We start from the raw sequence: 25,480 nt of genomic DNA on the forward strand, positions 1-25,480 counted from the left end.
GTTACAACCCTAAAACTAATTTTGCTTTCGGTAAAATCCGCTCCACAAATTTACTATAAGCAATTTCTGATGGATGTAAACCATCACTAGCTACTAAATTAGGTTGCGCTATTCCTTGTCTTGTAATGTCAGTGATGTTCACAAAAGTGATATTATTTTCAATGCAATAATTTTCTGCAAAAGCATTATAATTATCAATTTGGGTTGAAATAGTTGCATTACCATTTCCAAAAGGTGTATAGGCATAATCAGGTATTGAAACCACAATTACATTTTCTTTAATTCCTTTTGCTTTTTCAATAGCAATGGTCACTAATTCAGGAAATTCTTGTTCATAGAGACTAAAAGGTTTGTTTTGATATTGATTGTTTACGCCTATCAATAAAGTTACCAAATCATAATCATTTGTTGGATTTTGAGTCGCAATTGCCGATTTTAAATTGGTTGTTGTCCAACCTGTTTGTGCAATGATATTGGTAATAAATATATCTTTCGTAGTTAGACTATTTTTAATTTGTGTTTGCAATTGAATTGGAAAACGACAAGTTTCGCATACACTTTGACCTATAGTATAGCTATCGCCAAGGGCTAAATATTTTATTGTTTTACTGCTCGTTACTGTTTGCGCAGTATCATTTACTGAACAACTAACTAGTAACGTAAATACAAGTAAAAAACTAATTTTTAGTAAGTGTTTCATAGTGATTTATACGAAATTAAATTCACAGGAGTTTCAATATATTCTTTTACGATTTGTAAAATTCCATCATCGTTAGTGTCAATTAGCCATTTTACCAAAGCTATTTTACCATTTTCAATTTCGATTCCAGTAATATTTCTTGGGTGAACACAACTTCCGTCATTGAAAAAATTTAATAAATTTTCATGAGGTTTTGGAAAATGTGGTCGATGGGTATGACCTACAATTGTAATTTTATTTCCGTTATCAGCAATCCATTTTTTTATTCTTCTTTCCACTTTTATGGATTCGATATAATTTTTTGCCGGACTTGTTGGGTCTTTTATTCCCCAAACTTGTAATGGCTTCCAAAGAATTCTAACAAAGAAACGATTGAATTTCCAGCCAACATAATTAAAAAAATCAGCTTGATGTCCGTGAGTTAAAAATAATTCCTGCCCAGTTTCAGAATTTTCTAAAACGATAGCTTCATGAAATTTTAAATCGGGCATCAATGGCATATTTTTTCCCTCTGTGGTATCAAAATATTCAGAGAAATTTCGTTTTACAATAGATGGATTTCTATAAACCATATCATGATTACCATAAATCATGTGTAGTTTATTTTGCAAATAGAATTTCTTTAGTAATAAAAAAACATTCTTATTAGCTTCCAAAATATCTTTGAAAAATAAATTTTCCCACAACTCATCACCATCACCTAGTTCAACATACTGAAAACCATTTTTATAATAATGATTCAAAGCATGCATATAAATATTGCGATTATTGGCAAAATCATCGGCAAAACTTCCATCTCCACGGTGACAATCACTAAACAATATGAACTTATCCGAATTAGTAAATTGAATTCGTTTGGCTTGATTGTAGGCGCGTGTTAATCTTGTTTGAGATGACATAATGAAAAATTTACTTGATAAAGATATAAATTTTATACCATTTCAAGTCTCATTTCCATTTGCTCTTCAATTGCATTCCAAAGTCCAATACGTTTTTCAAGTGCTTGAACAGAAACTTCTTCAACTTCTTTCCATTTTTGTTCAGAATCGTTGCAAAGTTCACTAACCATTTGCATTGCCATTGGTCCGTGTTCGTCAGCATCGAGTTCAATATGACGTTCGAAATAGTAAATTAGTTTTGATAAATCTGTTTCGGGGAAATTGTTTTGAAAGTTTTTTAATATTTCTGTAAACATATTAGGAATTAAATCTTCTCTACCAAAAGTGAATGCTGCTGCAATTTTATGTGGTTTTCCTTCTTCAATAACTCTGAAAGTAAAATCTAAAAAGGCTTTCACATTAGGATGTAAATCACTTTGTTTTATAGACACAAAAATATTTTGAGTAGCTTTTACGTTGATTAAAAATTCATGAATTTGAGAGGTATTTGCACCACATTGTTCCATTGCATCAATGTACATTTCAAAATGACTTTGACGTAATCCATCTAAAGTTAAATCGGTTTCTTCAGCTACTACAATTTCGTTGATTAAGTATCGTATTTCTGGATTTCCTACAGGTAACCAAGGAGTTGTGGTACAAGTTAATTTGTTTTGCAAAGCTTTTAACAAAGACATAAAATCCCAAACGGCATAAATATGGTTTTCTAAAAAACAGTGAAGATCTTCAATTGTTTTTACTTTTTCATATAATGAATGGGTAAGTAATTGATTTTTATACTCTTGAATATTGTTGTTGATTGTTTGAATAGTCATTGCAATTTTTATTAGAATTTACGTAAAATTAAATCATTTAGATTTCAAAATACTTTATCAAAAGTAAAAAAGCTCCTCGAAATAGAGAAGCTTTTTATATCAATTTTATTTTTTGTTTAATTTATTATTTGAAGGCAGGAATTCCAGTAATATCAGCACCAGTAATTAACAAGTGAATATCATGCGTTCCTTCATACGTAATTACAGATTCTAAATTCATACTGTGACGCATGATAGAATATTCTCCTGTAATTCCCATTCCACCAAGAATTTGACGCGCTTCACGAGCAATATTTATAGCCATATCAACATTATTTCTTTTTGCCATCGAAATTTGAGCAGTTGTAGCTTTACCTTCATTTCTTAAAACACCTAATCTCCAAGTAAGTAATTGTGCTTTAGTGATTTCGGTAATCATTTCGGCTAACTTCTTTTGTTGTAATTGTGTTCCAGCGATTGGCTTGTCAAACTGTATTCTTTCTTTTGCATAACGCAAAGCAGTGTCATAACAATCCATTGCAGCACCAATTGCACCCCAAGCAATTCCGTATCTCGCAGAATCTAAACACATCATTGGAGCACCAAGACCTGATTTTCCAGGTAATAAATTTTCTTTTGGAACTTTAACGTTATCAAAAATCAACTCGCCAGTTGCACTTGCTCGAAGTGACCATTTGTTGTGTGTTTCAGGAGTTGAAAAACCTTCCATGCCTCGTTCTACAATTAATCCGTGAATTCTTCCTTCTTCATTTTTTGCCCAAACTACTGCAACATCAGCAAAAGGAGCATTAGATATCCACATTTTAGCACCATTCAATAAATAATGGTCGCCCATATCTTTAAAGTTGGTAGTCATACCGCTTGGATTCGATCCATGATCTGGTTCAGTTAATCCAAAACAACCCATGAATTCTCCAGTTGCTAATTTTGGCAAATATTTCATTCTTTGTTCTTCTGTTCCGAATTTCCAAATTGGATACATCACTAATGAAGATTGAACCGATGATGTTGAACGAACACCAGAATCACCTCTTTCAATTTCCTGCATGATTAACCCATAAGAAATTTGGTCTAATCCAGCACCACCATATTCTTCTGGAATATAAGGTCCAAAACCACCAATTTCTCCCAAACCTTTAATGATTTGTTTAGGGAATTCAGCACGTTGTGCATAATCTTCAATTATTGGAGAGACTTCTCTTTTTACCCACGCACGAGCAGAATCTCTAACTAATTTATGTTCTTCTGTTAGCAAATCGTCTAACAAATAATAATCTGGAGCTTGAAATAAATCTGGTTTCATATTAATTGTATAATGTAAACGGAATAAATTTTACGAAAACGTTTGCAAAGGTAAGAAAACAAATTTGAGATTTACTTTAACGATTGTTATTTTTTAAGTAAAGTATAATGCTTTTAAATCTTTTTAAATTCATCGTTTTTAGAAATTAAAGCATTCATCATTTCAAATTTATTTTTTTTACTTATTGTTTCTAAAAACTTTTCGTCGGCCAAACAATATTCTAGAAATAATTGAACTTGGTCAGCTTTTAACTGTAATGTTTTAATAAAAAATTCTTCATTGAAAACTGTTTCAATAAATTCCTGATAATCAATTTCTTCCTGTTTTGTTGTGGGTGTTTTCTTTTTTCCTTTTATTAATTTCCAAATTGATTTTCCAATTTGAACAAAATCCATTCCATTAACAATTTCGCCAGTATAAACACCAACTACTTTTGGAGCAGTTGCATCCTTTTCAATTTTTGCCATTTTGATATCATTGTAACCAGCAATACCTTTAAAATTGGTTTTTTTCTCAATAGAAACCTCTTCAATTTCAATTGGTTTTTTGGTTAAACTGATAATAAGATTTTTATTGACGTTATCGTGGGTGATTTTTACTTTTAAATCGTGATAATCTTCTGATATAAAATAAAGAACTTCATTAACGGTTGCCTCAATTGTAAAATTTCCATTTTTGTCAGATGTAGTACTTTTTTTAGTGTTTAAATTAACAATATCAACAGCTTGTACAGCTAATTCATTTGATATAATTTTTCCGTAAACTTGCCTTCCTGTTTGAGAATAAGTTTCAAAAATCGATATAATAATAATTAGAAGAGATAGTTTTACTTTCAAAGCACTTGGTTTTAATTTGAAAATTTAAAAGTATCAGATTTTATTAATTGAGTATAATAAAGAATTGTTAATTGTGATTTTTATTTTACATTTTTAGGTAAAAATCTTTGGTAAGATTAATGTATTCGTCAGTATACTCATGACGACTGATTTCTATAACCAGTTCATCGGCTGTTAAAACAGATAATTCATAACGTTTAAATGCCAATAAACTCCTAACAATAGGTGTTGTGTGTGAGCCTTTTACACGAGTAACTTTCACTGGGAAAAGTTCAACTTCAGCACATAAATCAATAAACCGTTCTTCTTCTTTATAAGGAATAATTACAGCAAAAATTCCGTTCTCTGATAAGAGTAAATCGGCAGCTTCAATTAATTCTTCAAAAGGCAAGGCATCTTGAAAACGAGCTAAATCTCTTTGAGAATCACTTGTTTTATAGTCTTCTGAATAAAAAGGAGGATTCGAAATTATAATATCATACTCATCTTCGGGTTCATCTACAAATTCATCCAAACCAGCATGAAAACAAAATAATCTATCTGACCAAGGTGAATTTTCAAAGTTTTCTACACATTGTTCGTAAGCTTCTTCGTCAATTTCTATGGCATCAATTTGTTCTGCATTGCTACGTTGTGCCAACATTAAAGACAAAATTCCAGTTCCTGCTCCAATGTCCAAAACCGAAAATGGATTATTATCAACCGGACACCAAGCGCCAAGCAAAACAGCGTCTGTACCAATTTTCATGGCACATTTGTCCTGTTGAATTGTAAATTGCTTGAAACTGAATGTTGACATTTTTTGTAAAGGATAAAATCTAAGGAGTCTAAAAATCCAACAAGTCAAAAATCTAATTAAAGATACATTTCTACCAAACCTTCTGGCAAATCCATGATTACTTTCTTATTTTCTCTATCAATTTTCACAAGAAATTGGTCAATCATCGGAATAAGAATTTCAACATTGCCATTTATTACTTCAAAAAGTGGCTGTGCTGAAGTGTCGTTTATAGAAACAATTTTTCCAAAAACTCCTAAACGTTGATCTTCAATTTCAAAACCAATAACTTCATGAAAGTAGAATTTATTGCCTTCAAGTTTTGGCAACATATTTAAAGGTAGATAAACTTCACAATTGATGATTTCATCAGCTTGTTCCTCGTTGTCAACGTCTTCAAATTTAACTCTAAGAAAATCTCCTTTATGAAGATTAGAGTTTTCAATAAAAAATGGAATCAAATTTTTGTTGAATTCAACAAAAATCGATTCCATCTCTTGGTATAATTCTGGTTCATCAGTATCTAAATAGATAAGGACTTCACCCTTGAAACTAAATTTTTTAGCGATTTTGCCTAAGTAGAAACAATCTTCTTTACGCATTATCGCACAATATTAAGCTTCTGTTTCTTCGCTAGCTTCTTCAGCAGCTGGTGCTTCTTCAGTAGCAGGAGTTTCCTCTACAGCAACTTCAGCAACAACCTCTTCGGCAACTTCAGCAACTTCTTCTTCAACAACTTCTGGTGCTTCAGCAGCTTTCAAAGCTTCAGCAGCAGCGTTTGCACGTTTTTCGTTAGCAGCAACTTCAGCTTTTAATGCTTTAGCTTTAGCTTCAGCTTGTTTTTTAGACAATCCGTCTTTTTTAGCGTCAACTTTTCCAGCTTTTTCTTCAATCCAAGCAGTTAATTTTGCATCAGCTTGCTCTTGAGTTAAAGCACCTTTACGAACTCCTCCATCAAGGTGGTGTTTCAATAAAGCGCCTTTGTAAGAAAGAATTGCTCTAGCAGTATCTGTTGGTTGAGCACCATTGTGTAACCATTGAACAGCTTTGTCAAGGTTTAAATCAATAGTTGCAGGATTTGTGTTTGGATTGTAAGTTCCTAATTTTTCAAGGAATCTACCATCTCTTTTAGCGCGAGCATCAGCCGCTACGATCCAGTAAAATGGTTTTTGTTTTTTACCGTGTCTTTGTAATCTAATTTTTACTGACATAATCTTTTTGATTAAATTTTGAGGTACTCGACCTCGATTAATTAAGGGTGCAAAGATATAAAACTTTTTCATTCAAACTAATACATTGAAAAAAAATACTTTTTAATTGATTTTTAGTTAAAAAAAGTATGTCAATTCACTAAAAAAACTATTTTTGTGGTTGTAATTAATATTAAAATGAAAAAATTATTTTCTCTTATCGTAATTTTAGTGGCATTTAGTTCATGTCAAGAAGATGTAAAATTTAACAATCCAGGATTTCAAGCATTTAAAGATGATGTTTTGTTTAAAGGAATTGATGTAAAAGCCTATAAATCTACTAGTGGGGCATTAAGAATAGTTGCTTTAGCTCAAGAAGAAGAAATTGAGCTTAGAACAGTTAGTACTAATATAGGAACATATTATTTAGGTTCTGTTAATAATAACACAGCTGATTATAATAATAGTTTTGATAATTTGAATCTTTTTTATTCATCAAGCGATAGTTTTGGTCCAATTTTAAACATTGCTAATCTTGTTATTGCAGGAGGAACGGGTTATACAGCAGGAACATCTGTTGAAACCTCTTCTACAGGTGGAAATGGGATGAGAGTAAATACAACAGTTAATGAAGCAGGAGCTGTAAACTCAGTCGAAATTGCAGCATCAGGTTCAGGTTACGGAATAGGTGATATTATAACAATTTCTGGTGGTGATAATAAAGCAAAATTTAAAATTTTAAGTGAAATTGTAATCACTGATAATTCAAACAATACAGTTACAGGAACTTTTAAATTTAATGCAAGAAGATTAGGTACTGATGAGTTAGTGAATTTTCAATATGGAGCATTTTATAATATTCCAGTTATTCCTGAATTATAGTAATTTAATATAAAATTTATAATTAAAACCACTTGTTATTTAATGAGTGGTTTTTTTGTTTTAAATAATAAAAACCTATTTAATAGTAGATTACATTTTATTTAACTTACCTTTGACAGGAATTTTAAAATAAAATTATGAATATTTTTGTTGGAAGTCTTCCTTGGAGTATAGAGGAAGCAGATTTAAGAGAGTCTTTTGAAGTGTACGGATCAGTTAGTTCTGTTAAAATTATTACTGATAAATTTACTGGAAGAAGTAAAGGTTTCGGTTTTGTTGAAATGGAAAATGACGCAGAAGCTGAAAAAGCAATAACTGAATTGAATGGTGCTACTGTTGAAGGTCGTACTATTGTTGTAAACAAATCTGAACCAAAACCAGAAGGTGAAAGAAGAAGTTTTAGCAACAACCGTGGAGGTGACTCTAGAGGAGGAAACCGTAGCGGTGGTTATGGTGATAATCGTGGTGGTGGAAACAGAGGAGGTTACTAAACCTTTCTTTTTCACAATTTAAATAATAAACCATTCGAGAATTCGGATGGTTTTTTTGTTTTTGTTAATAACTAAAATTGACAATTTGTTAGTTAAAATGTACTTTTGATAAATACAAGTTCAGAAAATGCTATTGGAATTTGTTATTAATTTTTGCCATTGATTTTGATTTTTTTTAAAGTATGTATTTAATATTCGACACCGAAACCACAGGATTACCAAAAAGTTGGGCTGCACCAATTTCTGATACAGACAATTGGCCGAGATGTATTCAAATTGCATGGCAGTTACACGACGAAATGGGAAATCTTCTTGAACATCAAGATTATCTCATTAATCCTGAAGGTTTCAATATTCCTTACGATGCTGAAAGAATTCACGGAATTTCAACTGAATTAGCTCAACAACAAGGTATTCAGCTTAAAGAAATGTTGGAGAAATTCAACATAGCTTTATCTAAAGCCAAGTACATTGTTGGGCAAAATGTTGGGTTTGATATCAACATCATGGGTTGCGAATTCTACCGAATGGGAGTTAGTTCTACCATGTCGCAAATGCCTATTTTAGATACATGTACTGAAGTTACAGCATCACTTTTAAAACTTCCTGGTGGACGTGGCGGAAAATTCAAATTACCAACATTAACAGAATTACATCAATATCTTTTCAACGAACCATTTGCAGAAGCACATAATGCAACTGCCGACGTTGAAGCTACAACACGTTGTTTCTTAGAATTAATTCGTACCGAAGTTTTCACCAAAGAAGAACTTGATGTTGAACCCGAATATTTTGAAGATTTTCAATTAAAAAATCCAAGATCAATTCAGCTTATTGGATTAAAACACATCAATCTTAAAGAAGCTTCTGAGCAAATCAGAAAAAAACTTCAAAAAAGTGAAGAAGAAACGGTTCAAACTTCTATTTCTGATGCCGATAAAAAAGATTTTAAACAATCTCGATTTGCTCATTTACACAATCACACACAATTCTCAGTTTTACAATCTACCATCGGAATCCCATCACTAGTTGCAGCAGCTGCAAAAACAAAAATGCCTGCAGTTGCCATGACTGATACCGGAAATATGATGGGTGCCTTTCATTTTGTAAGTGCTGTAATGAATCATAATAAATCGGTTAAACCAAAAATTGAAGCCGCAATTGAAAACGGAGAAGAACCTTCAGATGCTGAAATAATTCCTATTGTAGGTTGTGAGTTCAATATTTGTGATAATCATAAAGACAGAACCAAAAAAGATAACGGCTATCAAGTTGTATTTTTAGCTAAGAATAAAAAAGGCTATCACAATTTAGCAAAAATGTCTTCTATTGCTTACATCGATGGATTTTATTATGTTCCTAGAATTGATAAATCTGTAGTTGAGCAATATAAGGAGGACATTATTGTTTTATCGGGAAATTTATATGGTGAAATTCCTAATAAAATTTTAAATGTTGGAGAAAATCAAGCTGAAGAAGCTCTAATTTGGTGGAAAGAACAATTTGGTGATGATTTTTATTTAGAAATCATGCGCCACAATCAAGAGGACGAAAATCGCGTCAACAAAACCTTAATTGAGTTTTCACAAAAGCATAAAGTAAAATTAGTTGCTACCAATAATACTTACTACGTAAACAAAGAGGATGCAAATGCCCACGATATTTTATTGTGTGTAAAAGATGGTGAAAAACAAGCCACACCAATAGGTAGAGGTAGAGGTTATCGTTATGGATTACCAAATCAGGAGTATTATTTCAAATCGGAAGAAGAGATGAAAAAATTGTTCACTGATTTACCAGAAGCGATTATCAACGTTCAAGAAATTATTGATAAAGTTGAAACCTATTCGTTGTATCGCGATGTATTACTTCCAAAATTTACTATTCCTGAAGAATTCGTGAATCCAGAAGATGAAGTTGATGGTGGCGTAAGAGGTGAAAACGCTTATTTACGTCATTTAACCATGCAAGGTGCGCAAAAACGTTATGGCGAAATTACTCCAGAAATTCAAGAGCGATTGGATTTTGAGTTACTAACGATTTCTAATTCGGGTTATCCTGGTTATTTCTTAATTGTACAAGATTTCATTGCTGAAGCCAGAAAAATGGATGTTTCCGTTGGTCCAGGTCGTGGTTCTGCTGCGGGTTCTGCGGTTGCTTATTGTTTAGGAATTACCAATATTGACCCAATTAAATATGATTTACTTTTTGAGAGATTCTTAAATCCAGACAGGGTTTCAATGCCCGATATTGATATTGATTTCGACGATGAAGGTCGAGGTCGCGTTATGGATTATGTAATTAATAAATATGGTTCGAATCAGGTTGCTCAGATTATTACTTATGGTAAAATGGCGACCAAATCAGCTATTCGTGATACAGCTCGTGTACTAGATTTGCCGCTTTTTGAAGCCGATAGAATTGCTAAATTAATTCCAGGAATGATGCCTTCTAAATGGAATTTAGCGCGTTTTATTTCAGAAAAAGAAGAAGACGTTAAAAAGGCATTACGTTCTGATGAATTTGATAGAGTAAAAGAATTAATTGCGATTGCTAACGATGGAGAATTATCAGGTGAAACCATTCAACAAGCAAAAGTTTTAGAAGGTTCGCTTCGAAATACTGGAATTCACGCTTGTGGTGTAATTATTACGCCAAGTGATATTACGAATTTCGTTCCGGTTACAACAGCCAAAGATTCTGAATTATATGTAACCCAATTTGACAACTCGGTTGCAGAAAGTGCCGGATTGCTAAAGATGGACTTCTTGGGTTTGAAAACCCTTACCTTAATAAAAGATACCGTTAAATTAGTAAAGTACAGAACTGGAATCCAATTAGATCCAGATACTTTTCCAATTGATGATGTTAAAACCTATGAGTTGTTCCAAAGAGGAGAAACGGTTGGGATTTTCCAATACGAATCACCAGGAATGCAAAAATACCTTCGCGATTTAAAACCCACTGTTTTTGGAGATTTAATTGCCATGAACGCACTTTATCGTCCTGGACCATTGGAATATATTCCTTCTTTCGTTCGTAGGAAAAATGGTGAAGAGGAAATAAAATACGATTTAGATGCTTGCGAAGAGTATTTAGGTGAAACCTACGGAATTACGGTTTATCAAGAGCAGGTAATGCTTTTGTCACAATCGTTAGCTAATTTCTCTAAAGGTGATGCCGACGTTTTGCGTAAAGCGATGGGAAAAAAAGATCGTCCAACGTTGGATAAAATGAAGCCAAAATTTGTGGAACAAGCATCTGCAAAAGGTCATGATGCTGCAGTTTTGGAAAAAATTTGGAAGGATTGGGAAGCCTTTGCAAGTTATGCTTTTAACAAATCACACTCTACTTGTTACGCTTGGATTGCTTATCAAACAGCTTATCTAAAAGCACATTATCCAGCAGAATATATGGCTGCGGTACTTTCCAATAATATGAACGACATCAAGCAAGTTTCCTTTTTCATGGAAGAATGTAAGCGTATGGGATTGCAAGTTCTTGGTCCAGATGTTAATGAGTCGTATTATAAATTTACAGTAAACGAAAATAATGCCGTACGTTTCGGAATGGGTGCTGTTAAAGGAGTTGGAGCCAATGCTGTGGATACAATTGTTCAAAACAGAAAAGATGCGCCTTATAAATCTATTTTCGATTTAGCTAAAAAAATTGATTTGCGTTCTGCCAATAAAAAAGCGTTTGAAAGTTTGGCATATGCTGGAGGATTTGATTGTTTTACCGATACACATCGAGCACAATATTTTCACATTGAAGGAGAAGGAATTACATTTTTAGAGAAAGCCATGCGTTTTGGGTCTAAATTTCAAGAAAATGAAAATTCTTCACAAGTGAGTTTGTTTGGTGAAGCTAGTGATGTTCAAATAGCCGAACCTGTTGTGCCGCCATGCGAAGAATGGAGTACGATGGAAAAACTAGCCAAAGAAAAAGACGTTGTCGGAATTTACATTTCGGGACATCCGCTTGACGATTATCGATTTGAGATGAATTATTTCTGCAATGTAAAATTGACGCATTTAAAGAGTTTAGGAAATTTAATTGGTAAAAATCTAACCTTTGGAGGAATTGTAACCAATGTACAATATCGAACAGGAAAAAACGGAAAAGATTGGGCAATGTTCACTCTAGAAGGATATGACGAAAGTTATGACTTTAGAATTTTTGACGAAGAGTATTTAAAATTCCGCCACTTCTTGGTTAATAATCAGTTTATTTATTTTAAGATTAATGTAAAAGATGGTTGGGTAAACCGTGAAACAGGCAAGAAATCTGATCCTAGGATTACTTTTCTTGATGCTAAATTATTAGCCGATGTATTACCCACTTTTGCCAAAAAATTAGCAGTTCAACTCAATATTAAAGACATAAGACAAGATTTAATTCAACAATTAAGTGCTGTTTTTCAACAAAATGAAGGCGATAAGCAAGTAGATTTTGAAGTGGTAGAAACCGAAATTGTTAAAAGAACGATAGAAACAGTTGCTGCTCCAATGCCAATTCCATCAGCTGAATTGTCGGATGATGAGTCAGAAGTTGAAGATGAAATGATTGAAGTTGAAGCCGATAATGAAGAAGAAATTCCAATGACAACTACGAAAACAGAAATTGAAGAAATACGCAAAATAACTTCATTAGAAATGAAAAGCAGAAAGCTAAAAGTGAAAATTTCAAAAGAATTATTGGAACAATTAGAGAAGTTGCAGGTGAATTTTAAATTAAATTAATCAATTCTTTCAATGAAAAAATAGTTAAAAGTAATGCAAGTTACATTTCAAAAGTAAAATCTTTCTATATCTTTGTACTTCAAAATTATTAAGAATTGTTTAAGAAAAATAACACTTAAATATTTAAACTTTTAAATAAAAAAAAATATGGCATTAGCAATAACAGATGCTACTTTTGATGAAGTAGTATTGAAATCAGACAAACCAGTAGTAGTAGATTTTTGGGCAGCTTGGTGTGGACCATGTAGAATGGTTGGACCGGTTATTGATGAGGTTTCTGCAGAATATGAAGGTAAAGCTGTAGTAGGAAAAGTAGATGTAGATGCAAACCAAGAATTTGCAGCAAAATACGGAGTTAGAAACATTCCAACGGTTTTAATTTTCCAAAACGGAGAAGTAGTTGGTCGTCAAGTAGGTGTTGCCCCAAAGAAAACGTACACTGATGCAATAGATGCATTACTATAATAAATTAATAATAATTGTATTAAAACCCTTTGAAAAGAAATTTTTTAAGGGTTTTTTTATGAGCGAATCATTCGGGCATTTTTTGTCATCCCTATTCCTGCTCTCGTCAGTCGTCTCGTTTGAAAAAAACGAGACTCCAACAATGACGATATCAGGGCTAGCTTGTAATTCATTTTTGTAAAATTCATTTTTCAAAACAATTTTGTGAAACTTTTACCACTAAATTTCGACACTAAACTTCTAAAATTTCTAAACTTTTAGTTACATTTGAACTATGAAGATAGAAGAACAAAAAGAAATAATATCAGGTTTCAAACATCTTGAGCTTTTAGCAAATCAAGTTGTAGAAGGTTTTATTTCAGGCATGCACAAGTCACCTTTTCATGGATTTTCTGCTGAGTTTGCAGAGCATAAAACGTATAATTCTGGTGAAAGTACCAAACATATCGATTGGAAACTTTTTGCCAAAACCGATAGGTTATATACCAAGCGATTTGAAGAAGAAACCAATCTTCGTTGTCATTTAATTATTGACAATTCTTCTTCCATGCATTTTCCTAAATTGAAAAGCGACCAACCTTTTTATGAAAGTAAAATTGGTTTTTCTGTCCTTGCTTCGGCAGTTTTGATGAATTTATTAAAAAAACAGAGAGATGCTGTTGGATTAAGTGTTTTTTCTGATTCCTATGAATATTATGCACCCGAAAAAGGAAGTGATAGACATCACAGAATGTTGCTGAATCAATTGGAAAATTTGCTTGAAAATTCCAAAACTCCTAAAAATACAGATACAATAACATATCTTCATTTAATTGCTGAAAAAATGCACCGTCGTTCTATGATTGTGCTTTTTACGGATATGTTTCAAGATGGAAATCAGGAACAGCTTTTTAATGCTTTACAACATTTAAAACACAACAAACATAAAGTTGTAGTTTTTCATGTAATTGATGAAAAAACAGAGTTAAATTTCAATTTTGATAACACTCCAAGAAAGTTTATCGATGTGGAATCGGGTGAAATTATCAATTTATATGCTGAAAATATCAAAGAAGAATATGAAAAAAACGTTTCAGAGTACTTCAAAAAGTTGTCTTTAACTTGTGCTCAGAACAAAATTAAGTATGTTCCGGTAAATGTAGGAGCAAATTTTGAAAAAATTCTTACTACATACTTGGTTGAAAAACAAAACTTTGGTTGATTTCATTGAAATTAATTGAAAAAAAATTAAAAAAATAGTTGCAGAAATAAAAAACGTGTGTATATTTGCAACCGCAATAAAGCGATGGTTTGGTAGTTCAGTTGGTTAGAATACATGCCTGTCACGCATGGGGTCGCGGGTTCGAGTCCCGTCCAGACCGCAAAATTGGGAAAAGCACTTCAGAAATGAAGTGCTTTTTTGCCCAAAAAAGCATATGAAATGAATTCAAGAACAATTGTTAAAGTTCAAATGAGTCATTCAAAATAGTTGTGTTGTTTTCGATACGAATTTGTAACTCGTATCACGGTTTAGTAGTTAGACCAATGAAAAGCTTTCTCGTTTATTCGAGATGGCTTTTTTGTTTTTAAATCAGTTCTATGTTTTACACTTATATTCTATATTCCGCATCTTTAGATATCTACTATAAAGGCTTTACAACTGATATTGATAAACGCACAGAGTATCATATTTCAGGGAAAAGCAAGTATACATCTAAATCTAAAGATTGGATAATTGTTTATTATCATTTATTTGTCTCTAAGACAGAAGCATTGATAGAAGAGAAACGATTAAAGAAATTAAATAGAGCTTCCATTGAAAAGATAATTTTAAATTTTAACTCTAATAAGTAAATGGTTTAGTAGTCTCGTCTTTTTGGACGAGACTCGTTTATTCGAGATGGCTTTTTTGTTTTTTGTGACTTTCCATATTTCTAACTTTCTTTTTTTAACATTAACTTTGTTATCATTCTAAAATTTGTATATTGCATTGTATTTGTGATTTTTAAGTTACTTTGCAAGATGATTAATCACTCAAAATAGAATCAAATTTAACATCAATCATATGAAAAAACTATTACTTTTATTTACTTTACTTTGCTCAACTACATTTGTTTTTTCGCAAGGTTTAAATCAACCATCACAGTTCAACAATATGTGTGATGACAATTCAGATGGTTTTGCACAATTTTATTTAGGTGAAATTTCTTATGAAATTTTATTGGGATTGAATTCTGCAGATTATACAGTGACACATCATGAAACACTTTCTGATGCAACCGTTGGAGTCAATTCTGTGTCTGATCCTTATTTCAATATTACTCCATTTCAACAGACTATGTTTGCTAGAGTCGTAAACAATATAACTAATGAGGTTCAAATTGTTACTTATCAATTAAATGCAATTCCAGCTCCATTTGCTCTAACTCAAACATTAACAGCCTGTATAGGAACTCCTGGAACAATTTCTTCATGTTGGGATTTGTCGAGTACCGTAACAATGATTACTAATGGTGATACTTCATTACAAGTTACTTTTTATCAAACTCAAATGGATGCTTACAATAACACTAATATGATTCTTAACACAACATGTTATGTTAGTTTAGTAGCAACACCTACAACATCTCCTGTTTTTTATCGTGTTCAAAATGCAAATGGTTGTTATTCTGTTGGTATTGTTGAGTTAATTCCTGTTAGTTGTAATCAAGCAGGTTATCCTCAAAATTTAACACAATGTGTAGATTCAGGTAATGCTTGCTTTAATTTAGCAGACAATGATGTAAATGTTATTGGTACATTAAATCCTACTCAATATACAATTTCATACCATTTATCTCAAACGGAAGCTATTTCTGATAGCAATCCTTTGAGTTCTCCTTATTGCATGATTGCTATTGGAACTCAAGAGCTTTTTGTAAGATTAGAAAATAACGCAACGTTAGAAAATACAGTTTATCCTTTTACAATTACATCGCAAATTGTTGCTCCAAATGTTGTTGTATTGCCAGATATGGATCAATGTGATGAAAATGGTGATGGTACTGTTACTTTCAATTTAACAACAGTACAAGCTCAAATTTCAACTACAAATCCATTGGAATATTATACAAGTTTAGCAAATGCTACAAATCAAGTTGTTCCTCTTACAAATCCTTCAGCAGTTAATGTTGCAGCTACAACTTTAAATACTCCAATTTTTGTTAGAGAAATAGTTTCAGGTTCATGCGATACTATTTATAGCTTTACTGCAAGAGCTCACGCGGTTTGTAATTTAGCTTATGTTTGTAATCAAGCCAATTCATTATGTAGTGCGCTTGGTGTACCTTTTAGTAACACTGTTGGAGCTCCATCAAGTGGAACTGCAGGTTGCTTAGGTACAACACCTAATCCAACATGGTTTTATTTACCTGTTAGCACAGCTGGAAATATCGGATTAATGATTCAACAAAGTACAGATATTAATTTCACAACAAATAATCTTGATGTTGATTATGCAGTTTATGGACCATTTACAGATCCAGTTACACCATGTGGAACAGGAATGCCATTGGTTAGTTCTATTGTAAGTTGTAGTTATTCAGCAGCGCCAGTTGAATATCCATTGATTCCAAATGCATTACCAGGTCAATATTATTTAATTATGGTGACTAATTTTAGTAATGGTTCAGGTTATATCAAAATTACGCAAACATCAGGTTCATCTGGTACTATCAATTGTTCAGGAATGGTATTAAATGCATTCTTGGATTTAAATAGTAATGGTACTCAAGAAACTGGAGAATCTAATTTCCCTTTAGGACAATTTCATTATGAAGTTAATGATACAGGTGTTGTTCATAATATAACTGCTCCAACTGGGGTTTATAATATTTATGAAATTAACCCTTTAAATTCATATGATTTTAGCTTTTCTATCGATACAGCTTATGCGTCATTATATAACGTAACAACTTCATCATATAACAATGTAAATATCATTCTTGGTGCAGGAATGACAACTTATAATTTTCCAGTTACAGTTACAACACCATACAATGATTTAGCTGTTGCAATAATTCCTGTCAATGCGCCACGACCAGGATTTCAATACATAAACAAAATAGTTTATACTAATCTTGGAAATCAAAACGTAGCTTCAGGAACTGTTGCATTTAATAATGATACTGATGTAACAATAACTTCGATATCTCAAGCTGGAACTACGCCAACTGCTACCGGATTTACGTATAATTTTACAAATCTTGTTCCATTTGAAATAAGAACTATTGATGTTGTAATGCAAGTTCCTACAATTCCAACAGTTGAAGCAGGACAATTGCTAACAAATACAGCTACAATTATTCCTTTAACCGGCGATGTTGTTCCTGAAAATAACGCCAATACATTAGCTCAAATTATTGTAAATGCATACGATCCAAATGACAAAATGGAAGCTCGTGGTGAAGAAATTTTACATTCATCATTCACTTCAAATGATTATTTATATTATACAATTCGTTTTGAAAATACCGGAACGGCAAGTGCAATTAATGTTCGTGTGAACGATATTTTAGATTCTAAATTAGACGAATCATCTGTAAGAATGGTAAGTGCAAGTCATGCTTATACAATGGATAGAGTTAATGAAAGCTTAACTTGGAATTTCAATAACATTCAACTTCCTGTTTCAATTGCAAATACAAACATTGGAAAAGGATACATCACATTTAAGGTTAAACCAATGCCAGGTTATTCAGTAGGAGATATTATTCCTAACACGGCATCAATCTATTTTGACTTTAATCCAGCAATTATTACAAATACTTTCAATACAGAATTTGTGGCTGCATTAGCTGTTAATCAATTCGAAAATAATGATTTTGTATTTTATCCAAATCCAACGACAGACTTTGTTACTGTAACGTTAAAAGATGGATCTGATTCTATTACATCAATTTCAGTTTATGATGTTTTAGGAAAACAAATTATGAATGTGAAAGCGAGTTCAATTTCTGAGACTATAGATTTGTCTTCAGTAAATTCTGGAATTTATTTTGTTGAAGTTGCAACAGAAAATAACTCTAAAGTAGTTAAAAAATTAATTGTGAAATAAAACGTACTAATCAAATACAACTGAAAGGCGTTCTATATTTTAGAACGCCTTTTTTATTTTAAAAGTAATTCTTAATTGCCACAAAAAGGAATAAAATCAAGAAAGACAAACAAATCATAAATTTCATAAAACTTGAAACTAGAAATCCAATAAATGCTCCAGTTGCAGCTTTTAAAGCACCTTTTTTATCTTCAAAATTATAAATTAATTCTCCCACAAAAGCTCCAACAAAAAGTCCAATGATAAATCCAATTGGCGGAAAAAACAAACCAATTAGTAACCCAATATTGGTTCCCCAAACGCCATATTTAGTTCCGCCAAAATGCTTTGCACCTTTTGCAGGAATTACATAATCAAGAATAGAAACCACAATAGTAAGCAATAATGTAAATCCTAAAACCCAATAATTATTTTCAACAAAATCGGTTAAATAAAGAAATAGTAAACCTAACCAACTAATTGGTGTTCCAGGTAAAGCAGGAAGAAAACTCCCAAAAAGCCCAACAATACAACAAATAAGTCCGAGAATAACCAATATAATATCCATTGAAATAAATTTTTAGTATTTTTGATGACGAATATGAGAAAAATAATTCAAATAGCCGTTTTTTACTTTCTTCTTTTTTGCACCAGTAGTATTTCTTTTGGTCAAGAAAAAGTTTCTAATGATGCTGATCTTGTTTTCAAAGAAACACTCTACGCTAAATTTAAAAAGGAAGTAAGAGCTTACGATAAAAATGATTTTGATAAATTATTCTTCGAGTTTTTTCAAAAGCAAAACGATAAATCATTAACATTATCAAAAGAAGAATTTTATACCTATACCATCAAAATTGCCTGTTATTCTGAAAAATTTGGGTTATTGTATAAAGACCAAAAAGAAGAAGCTCTAAAAGCAAAAGAAGATTGGTTCAGCCGAAGTTACAACGATTATTTGAATTCTAAAAAATAACATTTTGAAGAAAATTTCCCTTTTATTAGTAGTTGTTTTTTTTCAATCTTGTCAATATTTTGAGAAGCAAATTCCTAGCGAAAAAGAATTGTTAGAAAAGCAATTAAAAGAAATCAATTGGAAAGAAGTAGATGAATATCCTTCGGTTGGCGATTGCGATAGTCTAACTGATAAAGAAGCTCGAAAACAATGCTTTTTCGATTTTCTAAAAACTAAAATCCAAGAAAAAATTGGCGTTGATTCCTTATCTATTTTATATCCAGAGCTTGATACAATCGAGGTTCGAGTAACCGTAAATCCTGATAAAACAATGTCTTTCGAGCCACAATTTCCTCAAGATTCAGTGGTTTATGATAAAGTAAAAATTGATAGTATTTTAAAAGTTAAGCTAGTCGATTTGCCACAAGTAAATCCAGCCGTTAAACGCGGAATTCCGGTAAAAACACAATTCATTTTACCCGTTATAATTAAAGCTCAAAAGTAGTTTTATTTGGAGCTCGTTTCCAGCTATCCATTACAAGTTTTTATAAAAAAATAAGTTTTTCTAAAACAAAAAAAGAGCTTCCGTTGGTCGCTTTTTTTCGTCAAGAAAAATTATATTTTTTCAATAAAAAGCTTTCCATTGTTATCTGGGCTAGGGCAATCATTTTCAATAAAACTATTTCTTAAAACTTCTACCTTTCCATGTAAAACTCCCAAAAAGTGAGTAAATTCCAACCAAACTACAAAAGATAGGATAAACCAAACTACTTGCAATTGGCAAAATAAATTTACTTTTTCGCAAATATTGATTCGATTTCAACAACAATAAATAATCCACAAAATATTTAATTGAAAAAACAATTAGCAAAGTTTCCCACTTCAAAAAACCCGAAACTCGCAACGCGAAACTCGCAACTAACAAAGCATTCATTGCCAAAACCACAACAGCCAAACTTTTAGAATAATATCCAGAATATCCAGTTGTTTTACTTGCCCATCGAACCCGTTGCATAAATAATTTATACAAATCATTTTCAGGTTTAGTTTTTACAATCGTGTCAGTATTTTTTATGTAATGCACTTTATCTGAATGGTTTTTCAATGCTTTTTGTAATAAAAAAACATCGTCACCGCTAGCCATTTTGTTGTTTTCACTAAAACCTTTAATTTCATTAAAAAGTTTTTTGGTGTAAGCAAAATTGGCTCCGTTGCACATGAATGGTTTTCCAATGCCAAAACTTCCAATTGTAGTTCCTTGTAAACTCAATAAATCCAATTGCTGAAACTGATGGAACCAATTGTTTTTAGTTTTATAAACCACAGCACCAACAACCATTTCGGTATTATTTTTTTGAATATAATTATCTAAAGTCAGTAGCCAGTTTTTATTTACAATACAATCGGCATCAGTCGTAACAACCCATTCGTGTTTCAAAATAGGAATCGCTCTCGTAATGGCGTCTTTTTTTGGCGAATTCGATAGACGTAAGTTTTCTAAAAGTGTAGTTTGTATCAAACCATTTTGAAAACGCCATGTAGTAAAAACTTTTTCAGAGGCATCGGTAGAAAAATCATCCACGAGAATAATCTCGAACAAATCCTTCGGATAATTTAGTTTAGAAATTGATTTTAAAAGTTTAGGCAAATTCTTTTCTTCATTCCTAAACGGAACAATTATCGAGAATGTAGTTACAGGTTTTTCATCCGTTCTTACAAATGATTTTACTTTATCAAAACCAAAAATCAGTTGCAAAATAAACACAACATAAATTCCTAAAACAACAAATAATACAATTTCAATCATAAGTGACTATTTTACACGACCCGAGTATTAGCGAACTGGCGAAGCAATTTACACAAATTATAAGATTTCACGAATATAAATCTTAATGAATCTTAATTTCTTAATGGTTTAAAATCTTTGCGACTTGGCGTCTTCGCGAGAATACAATACAAAATTAATCAACTTTAACTTTTAAAATCTTTGTGACTTAGCGTCTTTGTGGCAAAACCCTAAAAATCATAACATAATAACTTCCAAAAACTACAGGTAAAACCACGTTTAAAAACCACATCAGCATGGTTACAAAAACCACAATCCATTCGTTAACACCAAGTAATCCAAAGAAATAAATCGCCAAACTTCCTTTTAATGCAAAGTCTAAAAACTGAAAACTCGGAACAATCGAAGCTAAAAAGTAAACCGTAGTAATCGTTGCCATTAAAATTGAATAAGGCAAATCGACATCAAATGCCAAAAACAAGAAATAGTATTGATGCGAAAAAACCAAGTAACGACAAAATCCTAAAATCAAGTTCTTACGATGAATTTTCTTCGGAATTTCATTGATTTTTTCAATCAAATCTTCCATAGAATAGCCTTTGATTTTTATCTTTTTTGTGAAATATGAAAACACAAAAAGTGTCATTGTAATCGCTAGTATTACTAAACTCCAAAAACCAATATTTTTGTCACATTGAGCGCAGTCGAAGTGCAAAATCATCATGCCCAGAATGCCAAAAATTCCTGTTGCAACAATTTGAACACCATTGCAAATTAAATTCAGAAAAATAATTTTTTTAGTGTCTTTTTTCTCAAAATACAATGCTTTTCCAGCATATTCACCAACGCCAACCGGAGTAAAAACACCCAAAGTTAAAGCAGCTAAAACTTGTTTCGTAGCTTCATTTACTGAAATAGTTTTTACAACTTGCGCCAAATTTTGCCATTTCAGAATTTCAAAAAATCGATTCAAAAAACTAAAAAGTAAAATAAATGATATTCCTGCAAACGATTGATTTTTATGAAATAAAACCAAAAATTTATCCCATTCCAATTTGTCATTTGTAGCCAATTGATTGTAAATAAAATAAAATGCACTAACAACAATCAAAAGTTTGACTGAAAAAACCAAGAATTGTTTAGCTTTGTGAGGAATTGTAATCATTGATGCAAAGAAACAAACTTTAAACTTTTAAACATTAAACTTTTAAACTAATTCATTGGCAAACGAAAGAATAATTTTAGGAATTGACCCAGGAACAACCATTATGGGTTTCGGATTGATAAAAGTAGTCAACAAGAAAATGCAGTTTCTTCAGTTGAACGAACTGATATTGAGTAAATACGACGATCATTATACGAAACTAAAAGTCATTTTCGAAAGAACTATTGAGTTGATTGAGACACATCATCCAGACGAAATTGCAATCGAAGCGCCATTTTTTGGTAAAAACGTGCAATCTATGTTGAAATTGGGTCGAGCACAAGGCGTTGCTATGGCTGCAGGATTATCGCGTCAAATACCAATTACAGAATACGAACCCAAGAAAATAAAAATGGCCATCACCGGAAACGGAAATGCCAGCAAAGAACAAGTTGCTAAAATGTTGCAACAACTCCTAGGGTTAAAAGAATTACCAAAAAACTTAGATTCCACCGATGGATTGGCAGCAGCTGTTTGTCATTTTTTCAACTCTGGAAAAGTGGTTGGCGAAAAAAGTTATACAGGTTGGGATGCTTTTGTGAAAAATAATGAATCTCGAATTAAAAAATAAATATATTTGTATTTATTAAAAATTAAAAACATAAAACAAACAAAATGAAGAAATTTAAATTTATTCTATTTATTGCAGTTACTACAATTTTTGGTTCTTGTTCTTCTGATAGTGATTCATCATCATCTACAGATGAATACTTTAATTATAAAATAGCGGGAGAAACAATCACTATTACCGATTGGATAGTAAATAGAAGTGAAGACTCTTTTGAAGTTGTAGGAACTAATTCAAATGAAGAAACTATATATTTTGAATTTAATGCACAAGGAAATATAGGTTCTGTTACAACTTATTCTCCAAATGATTTAATTGAACAAGATAGAAGTGCACAAAACTATTATACAAATCAATCATTTGATTTTAATTTGGTTTCTATAAATGAAAGCAGTAAAATGATTAAAGTTACTTATTCAGGAAAAGTATATGAAGATGAATATGATACATCATCAGATTTTGTTTTAGTACAAGGAGATTTTCAAGTGAAATATACTGATCTTGTTCCACAAGTTGCAGGATTAGGTGTTTTTGCAAAAATTGCAGGAACTGATTTTTATTCCTCAAGTGGAGATCAAACCGGTGGTTTCTTTCCAAGTTCTAATATTACATTAAATTCTTACGATGGTGGAATTTATAGTATTGGAGTTACCACAAATCATGATAATACAACAACTGGTTCATATAATTTTACACCAGCTTCATCAACAAATAAAGTTACTCTTTCAAAATATAATACTACTTTAAATTATTTTGAAAGTTTAGATTGTACAGGTAGTGTTAATATAACAAGTAAACAAGTTGGCTCTCAATTGACAGTGATTTCAGGAACGTATAGTTTTACAGCTATTAATCCAGATACAGGTGAAGAAACTCAAGTAACAAACGGAACATTTAAAGATGTTTATTCAAATTATTAATTAAAAAGTTAAAATAAACATGCCCCAAAAAAAGTCTAACTTTTTGGGGCATGTTTATTTATTTTAGGCTTTTTATAAATTATTAATTGTCATATTTATAATTGAATGTTCCGTTAGTAACGGTATAATTTACTGGAGCAGAAGAATCAAATGTGTCTGCAACAGTTGTGAATTGAAAAGTTCCAACCACTTTTTTAGTAGTAGTATTTACACTTTTTATTGTAATACAACCTTCTTTAGTTGATTCATAATCCATAGAAGTTAAATCAATTAAATCAATTTAATGAGATGGTGGAGTGTCAAATCTTTCTCAACCAAATGTGTAGGTTTCAAAAGCAATTTGTGATTTTTTTAACCAAATATTGATTTGAGGCGTTCCAAAAGCACCGCCTTGTCTTCCTTGTAACATTACAAAATCTTCAAGCGGATAATAATCCAAGCGATTAGTTTCAGAAAACATATTAGTTTCAAAAGGATTATTTGCGTTAAAATTTGTTCCATTAATTTTAGCTATCATTGCTTAAGTTGGAGTGGTTGAAGAACTGACACTATCTGAAGAATAAGAAAAAAAGAAAATCGGTAAAAGAAATAATAGTCTTTAAGGTTTTTCATGTTAAATAATTTTATTTTTAAAAACGTAAATAAAAAAATAACGGTTAACAATTAATATGTCCGGAATCTACATCCACATACCATTTTGCAAGCAAGCATGTCACTACTGCGATTTTCATTTTTCGACTTCATTGAAGAAAAAGGATGAGATGGTTTTGGCATTGGCTAAAGAAATCGAAATGCGTAAAACTTCTTCCAGCTTCCAGCTTCCAACTTTCAACCCTGAAATAATTGAAACCATTTATTTTGGTGGAGGAACGCCAAGCATTTTAGAAATATCTGATTTGAAATTATTGATTGATACTGTTTATTCTTATTATAAGGTTGTTGAAAATCCAGAAATTACGGTAGAAGCTAATCCTGATGATTTAATCGCAAACGTCTTGTCATCCCGAGCGCAGTCGAGGGACTTTTATGAAGAATATCGTTCTTTAGGAATCAATCGCCTTTCCATTGGAATTCAATCGTTTTTTGAAGATGATTTAAAAATGATGAATCGCGCGCATAATTCGGAAGAAGCTAAAAAATGTTTGGAGTTAGCAACACAATATTTTGACAATATTTCTATCGATTTAATTTACGGAATTCCAAATATGAGTAACGAAAAATGGCTTCAGAATATCGAAACCGCTTTGTCGTTCAAAATTCCACATATTTCAAGTTATGCCCTAACGGTTGAACCAAAAACGGCTTTGCATACCTTTATTCAAAAAGGAATTATTCCGCAACCTGATGATGAAGTGGCTCAAGAACATTTTCAGATTTTGGTCGATAAGCTAACCGAAAATGATTTTATTCATTACGAACTGTCTAATTTTGGAAAGGAGAATTACTTTTCTAAAAACAATTCAAGTTATTGGCTAGGGAAAAAATACATCGGAATTGGTCCTTCAGCGCACAGTTATGACGGAGAAAAACGTAGTTGGAATGTGTCAAACAATTCTTTGTATCTGAAATCAATTCAAGAAAACAAGTTGCCGTCAGAATTCGAAATTTTATCTAAAACGGATAGATATAACGAATATGTTATGACAGGTTTACGAACCATTTGGGGAATTTCTCTAGACAGGATTGAAAACGAATTTGGAACAACATATTTAGATTATCTCAACCAACAAGCAGCAAAATATATTGAAGATCATTTACTTTTTGTTGACGAAAATATTTTGCGAACAACTCAAAGAGGAAAATTTTTAAGCGACGGAATTGCAAGTGATTTGTTTTTATTAAATTTGGAGTAAAAGTAACGCAGAAGAATCCGTTAAATCCGCGTTTGAAAATCCG

General features: G+C 31.7%; 25 protein-coding genes and 1 tRNA gene. 13 read left to right on the forward strand and 13 right to left on the reverse strand.

All coding sequences use genetic code 11. From position 1 onward, the window contains the following. Position 1 precedes the first annotated feature (1 nt). From Q0049_RS08460 to Q0049_RS08495, 8 genes are all read right to left on the reverse strand, one after another. The gene (locus tag Q0049_RS08460; protein ID WP_298118660.1) at positions 2–700 is read right to left on the reverse strand and encodes an SGNH/GDSL hydrolase family protein; all 699 of its coding nucleotides are present in this window, start codon (positions 698–700) and stop codon (positions 2–4) included. After that, positions 697–1,599 carry a metallophosphoesterase gene (locus tag Q0049_RS08465; protein ID WP_298118663.1) on the reverse strand — a complete coding sequence of 301 codons (903 nt, stop codon included), beginning with the start codon at positions 1,597–1,599 and terminating at the stop codon, positions 697–699. Before Q0049_RS08465 ends, Q0049_RS08460 begins: the two co-directional genes overlap by 4 nt. Positions 1,600–1,631: 32 nt before the next feature. Then, on the reverse strand, positions 1,632–2,414 hold the full coding sequence (locus Q0049_RS08470; RefSeq protein WP_298118666.1) for a DUF3050 domain-containing protein: 783 nt from the start codon (positions 2,412–2,414) through the stop codon (positions 1,632–1,634). A 124-nt stretch (positions 2,415–2,538) separates the two neighbouring features. After that, positions 2,539–3,717 carry an acyl-CoA dehydrogenase family protein gene (locus Q0049_RS08475; RefSeq protein ID WP_298118669.1) on the reverse strand — a complete coding sequence of 393 codons (1,179 nt, stop codon included), beginning with the start codon at positions 3,715–3,717 and terminating at the stop codon, positions 2,539–2,541. Between the two features lie 113 nt (positions 3,718–3,830). Further along, positions 3,831–4,553 carry a hypothetical protein gene (locus Q0049_RS08480; RefSeq protein WP_298118671.1) on the reverse strand — a complete coding sequence of 241 codons (723 nt, stop codon included), beginning with the start codon at positions 4,551–4,553 and terminating at the stop codon, positions 3,831–3,833. An 85-nt stretch (positions 4,554–4,638) separates the two neighbouring features. Next, the gene (locus tag Q0049_RS08485; protein WP_298118673.1) at positions 4,639–5,352 is read right to left on the reverse strand and encodes a methyltransferase; all 714 of its coding nucleotides are present in this window, start codon (positions 5,350–5,352) and stop codon (positions 4,639–4,641) included. Positions 5,353–5,408: 56 nt separating this feature from the next. After that, positions 5,409–5,933 carry a ribosome maturation factor RimM gene (gene rimM / locus Q0049_RS08490; RefSeq protein ID WP_298118676.1) on the reverse strand — a complete coding sequence of 175 codons (525 nt, stop codon included), beginning with the start codon at positions 5,931–5,933 and terminating at the stop codon, positions 5,409–5,411. Positions 5,934–5,945: 12 nt separating this feature from the next. Continuing rightward, positions 5,946–6,542: a 30S ribosomal protein S16 gene (locus Q0049_RS08495; protein WP_298118678.1), complete on the reverse strand. Its 597-nt coding sequence runs from the start codon at positions 6,540–6,542 to the stop codon at positions 5,946–5,948. 177 nt (positions 6,543–6,719) lie between these two features. On the opposite strand from Q0049_RS08495, the gene Q0049_RS08500 reads away from it, so the two are divergent. From Q0049_RS08500 to Q0049_RS08530, 8 genes are all read left to right on the forward strand, one after another. Then, a complete protein-coding gene (locus Q0049_RS08500; protein WP_298118680.1) occupies positions 6,720–7,403 on the forward strand; it encodes a DUF6252 family protein in 684 nt (227 codons plus the stop codon). 137 nt (positions 7,404–7,540) lie between these two features. Continuing rightward, on the forward strand, positions 7,541–7,894 hold the full coding sequence (locus Q0049_RS08505) for an RNA-binding protein (RefSeq protein ID WP_298118682.1): 354 nt from the start codon (positions 7,541–7,543) through the stop codon (positions 7,892–7,894). A 182-nt stretch (positions 7,895–8,076) separates the two neighbouring features. After that, on the forward strand, positions 8,077–12,636 hold the full coding sequence (gene dnaE / locus Q0049_RS08510) for a DNA polymerase III subunit alpha (RefSeq protein ID WP_298118684.1): 4,560 nt from the start codon (positions 8,077–8,079) through the stop codon (positions 12,634–12,636). Between the two features lie 147 nt (positions 12,637–12,783). Then, on the forward strand, positions 12,784–13,101 hold the full coding sequence (trxA, locus tag Q0049_RS08515) for a thioredoxin (protein ID WP_035128033.1): 318 nt from the start codon (positions 12,784–12,786) through the stop codon (positions 13,099–13,101). Between the two features lie 274 nt (positions 13,102–13,375). Next, positions 13,376–14,302 (forward strand): DUF58 domain-containing protein, encoded by a 927-nt coding sequence (locus tag Q0049_RS08520; RefSeq protein WP_298118686.1) that lies wholly within the window; start codon positions 13,376–13,378, stop codon positions 14,300–14,302. A gap of 86 nt (positions 14,303–14,388) precedes the next feature. Then, positions 14,389–14,462, forward strand: a tRNA-Asp gene (locus tag Q0049_RS08525). A gap of 217 nt (positions 14,463–14,679) precedes the next feature. Further along, entirely contained in the window at positions 14,680–14,934 is a 255-nt protein-coding gene (locus Q0049_RS16655) for a GIY-YIG nuclease family protein (RefSeq protein ID WP_366941683.1), read from the forward strand. 211 nt (positions 14,935–15,145) lie between these two features. Then, positions 15,146–18,175, forward strand: coding sequence for a T9SS type A sorting domain-containing protein (locus tag Q0049_RS08530; RefSeq protein WP_298118688.1), 3,030 nt, complete (start codon positions 15,146–15,148; stop codon positions 18,173–18,175). Between the two features lie 58 nt (positions 18,176–18,233). Here the strand turns inward: Q0049_RS08530 and Q0049_RS08535 are convergent, their stop codons facing one another. Beyond that, on the reverse strand, positions 18,234–18,722 hold the full coding sequence (locus Q0049_RS08535) for a DUF456 domain-containing protein (protein WP_298118689.1): 489 nt from the start codon (positions 18,720–18,722) through the stop codon (positions 18,234–18,236). Positions 18,723–18,755: 33 nt separating this feature from the next. Here Q0049_RS08535 and Q0049_RS08540 point away from each other — a divergent pair, with 33 nt between their 5' ends. Both Q0049_RS08540 and Q0049_RS08545 read left to right on the forward strand, forming a co-directional pair. Next, complete coding sequence (locus tag Q0049_RS08540; protein ID WP_298118691.1) at positions 18,756–19,127, forward strand: hypothetical protein; 372 nt, start codon at positions 18,756–18,758, stop codon at positions 19,125–19,127. A gap of 4 nt (positions 19,128–19,131) precedes the next feature. Continuing rightward, the gene (locus tag Q0049_RS08545; protein WP_298118692.1) at positions 19,132–19,611 is read left to right on the forward strand and encodes a hypothetical protein; all 480 of its coding nucleotides are present in this window, start codon (positions 19,132–19,134) and stop codon (positions 19,609–19,611) included. Between the two features lie 174 nt (positions 19,612–19,785). Here Q0049_RS08545 and Q0049_RS08550 read toward each other — a convergent pair whose 3' ends face one another. Further along, positions 19,786–20,913: a glycosyltransferase gene (locus Q0049_RS08550; protein ID WP_367178967.1), complete on the reverse strand. Its 1,128-nt coding sequence runs from the start codon at positions 20,911–20,913 to the stop codon at positions 19,786–19,788. Positions 20,914–21,100: 187 nt separating this feature from the next. Next, positions 21,101–22,057 (reverse strand): hypothetical protein, encoded by a 957-nt coding sequence (locus Q0049_RS08555; protein ID WP_298118694.1) that lies wholly within the window; start codon positions 22,055–22,057, stop codon positions 21,101–21,103. Positions 22,058–22,112: 55 nt separating this feature from the next. Between Q0049_RS08555 and ruvC the strand changes: the two genes are divergently transcribed. Together ruvC and Q0049_RS08565 are read left to right on the forward strand one after the other, a co-directional pair. After that, positions 22,113–22,667 carry a crossover junction endodeoxyribonuclease RuvC gene (gene ruvC, locus Q0049_RS08560; RefSeq protein ID WP_298118696.1) on the forward strand — a complete coding sequence of 185 codons (555 nt, stop codon included), beginning with the start codon at positions 22,113–22,115 and terminating at the stop codon, positions 22,665–22,667. A gap of 44 nt (positions 22,668–22,711) precedes the next feature. Further along, positions 22,712–23,584 (forward strand): DUF6252 family protein, encoded by an 873-nt coding sequence (locus Q0049_RS08565; protein ID WP_298118697.1) that lies wholly within the window; start codon positions 22,712–22,714, stop codon positions 23,582–23,584. Between the two features lie 82 nt (positions 23,585–23,666). Here Q0049_RS08565 and Q0049_RS08570 read toward each other — a convergent pair whose 3' ends face one another. Together Q0049_RS08570 and Q0049_RS08575 are read right to left on the reverse strand one after the other, a co-directional pair. Further along, positions 23,667–23,840 (reverse strand): hypothetical protein, encoded by a 174-nt coding sequence (locus Q0049_RS08570; RefSeq protein ID WP_298118699.1) that lies wholly within the window; start codon positions 23,838–23,840, stop codon positions 23,667–23,669. Positions 23,841–23,894: 54 nt separating this feature from the next. Further along, positions 23,895–24,101, reverse strand: coding sequence for a hypothetical protein (locus Q0049_RS08575; protein ID WP_298118701.1), 207 nt, complete (start codon positions 24,099–24,101; stop codon positions 23,895–23,897). A 151-nt stretch (positions 24,102–24,252) separates the two neighbouring features. Between Q0049_RS08575 and hemW the strand changes: the two genes are divergently transcribed. Beyond that, positions 24,253–25,437 carry a radical SAM family heme chaperone HemW gene (gene hemW / locus Q0049_RS08580; RefSeq protein WP_298118703.1) on the forward strand — a complete coding sequence of 395 codons (1,185 nt, stop codon included), beginning with the start codon at positions 24,253–24,255 and terminating at the stop codon, positions 25,435–25,437. Positions 25,438–25,480 lie beyond the last annotated feature (43 nt).

It is taken from the genome of Flavobacterium sp., assembly GCF_027484205.1.
Classification (GTDB): domain Bacteria; phylum Bacteroidota; class Bacteroidia; order Flavobacteriales; family Flavobacteriaceae; genus Flavobacterium.

What these genes read in the sequence shown, in the direction of transcription:
- Q0049_RS08500 (WP_298118680.1), top strand. Translation starts at nt 6,720, where the DNA reads ATGAAAAAATTATTTTCTCTTATCGTAATTTTAGTGGCATTTAGTTCA.
- Q0049_RS08565 (WP_298118697.1), top strand. Translation starts at nt 22,712, where the DNA reads ATGAAGAAATTTAAATTTATTCTATTTATTGCAGTTACTACAATTTTT.
- Q0049_RS08475 (WP_298118669.1), bottom strand. Translation starts at nt 3,717, where the DNA reads ATGAAACCAGATTTATTTCAAGCTCCAGATTATTATTTGTTAGACGAT.
- dnaE (WP_298118684.1), top strand. Translation starts at nt 8,077, where the DNA reads ATGTATTTAATATTCGACACCGAAACCACAGGATTACCAAAAAGTTGG.
- Q0049_RS08530 (WP_298118688.1), top strand. Translation starts at nt 15,146, where the DNA reads ATGAAAAAACTATTACTTTTATTTACTTTACTTTGCTCAACTACATTT.
- Q0049_RS08520 (WP_298118686.1), top strand. Translation starts at nt 13,376, where the DNA reads ATGAAGATAGAAGAACAAAAAGAAATAATATCAGGTTTCAAACATCTT.
- Q0049_RS08460 (WP_298118660.1), bottom strand. Translation starts at nt 700, where the DNA reads ATGAAACACTTACTAAAAATTAGTTTTTTACTTGTATTTACGTTACTA.
- Q0049_RS08505 (WP_298118682.1), top strand. Translation starts at nt 7,541, where the DNA reads ATGAATATTTTTGTTGGAAGTCTTCCTTGGAGTATAGAGGAAGCAGAT.
- hemW (WP_298118703.1), top strand. Translation starts at nt 24,253, where the DNA reads ATGTCCGGAATCTACATCCACATACCATTTTGCAAGCAAGCATGTCAC.
- Q0049_RS08550 (WP_367178967.1), bottom strand. Translation starts at nt 20,913, where the DNA reads ATGATTGAAATTGTATTATTTGTTGTTTTAGGAATTTATGTTGTGTTT.
- Q0049_RS08465 (WP_298118663.1), bottom strand. Translation starts at nt 1,599, where the DNA reads ATGTCATCTCAAACAAGATTAACACGCGCCTACAATCAAGCCAAACGA.
- rimM (WP_298118676.1), bottom strand. Translation starts at nt 5,933, where the DNA reads ATGCGTAAAGAAGATTGTTTCTACTTAGGCAAAATCGCTAAAAAATTT.
- Q0049_RS08570 (WP_298118699.1), bottom strand. Translation starts at nt 23,840, where the DNA reads ATGGATTATGAATCAACTAAAGAAGGTTGTATTACAATAAAAAGTGTA.
- Q0049_RS08535 (WP_298118689.1), bottom strand. Translation starts at nt 18,722, where the DNA reads ATGGATATTATATTGGTTATTCTCGGACTTATTTGTTGTATTGTTGGG.
- Q0049_RS08495 (WP_298118678.1), bottom strand. Translation starts at nt 6,542, where the DNA reads ATGTCAGTAAAAATTAGATTACAAAGACACGGTAAAAAACAAAAACCA.
- trxA (WP_035128033.1), top strand. Translation starts at nt 12,784, where the DNA reads ATGGCATTAGCAATAACAGATGCTACTTTTGATGAAGTAGTATTGAAA.
- Q0049_RS08555 (WP_298118694.1), bottom strand. Translation starts at nt 22,057, where the DNA reads ATGATTACAATTCCTCACAAAGCTAAACAATTCTTGGTTTTTTCAGTC.
- Q0049_RS08485 (WP_298118673.1), bottom strand. Translation starts at nt 5,352, where the DNA reads ATGTCAACATTCAGTTTCAAGCAATTTACAATTCAACAGGACAAATGT.
- Q0049_RS08540 (WP_298118691.1), top strand. Translation starts at nt 18,756, where the DNA reads ATGAGAAAAATAATTCAAATAGCCGTTTTTTACTTTCTTCTTTTTTGC.
- Q0049_RS08470 (WP_298118666.1), bottom strand. Translation starts at nt 2,414, where the DNA reads ATGACTATTCAAACAATCAACAACAATATTCAAGAGTATAAAAATCAA.
- Q0049_RS08575 (WP_298118701.1), bottom strand. Translation starts at nt 24,101, where the DNA reads ATGATAGCTAAAATTAATGGAACAAATTTTAACGCAAATAATCCTTTT.
- Q0049_RS16655 (WP_366941683.1), top strand. Translation starts at nt 14,680, where the DNA reads ATGTTTTACACTTATATTCTATATTCCGCATCTTTAGATATCTACTAT.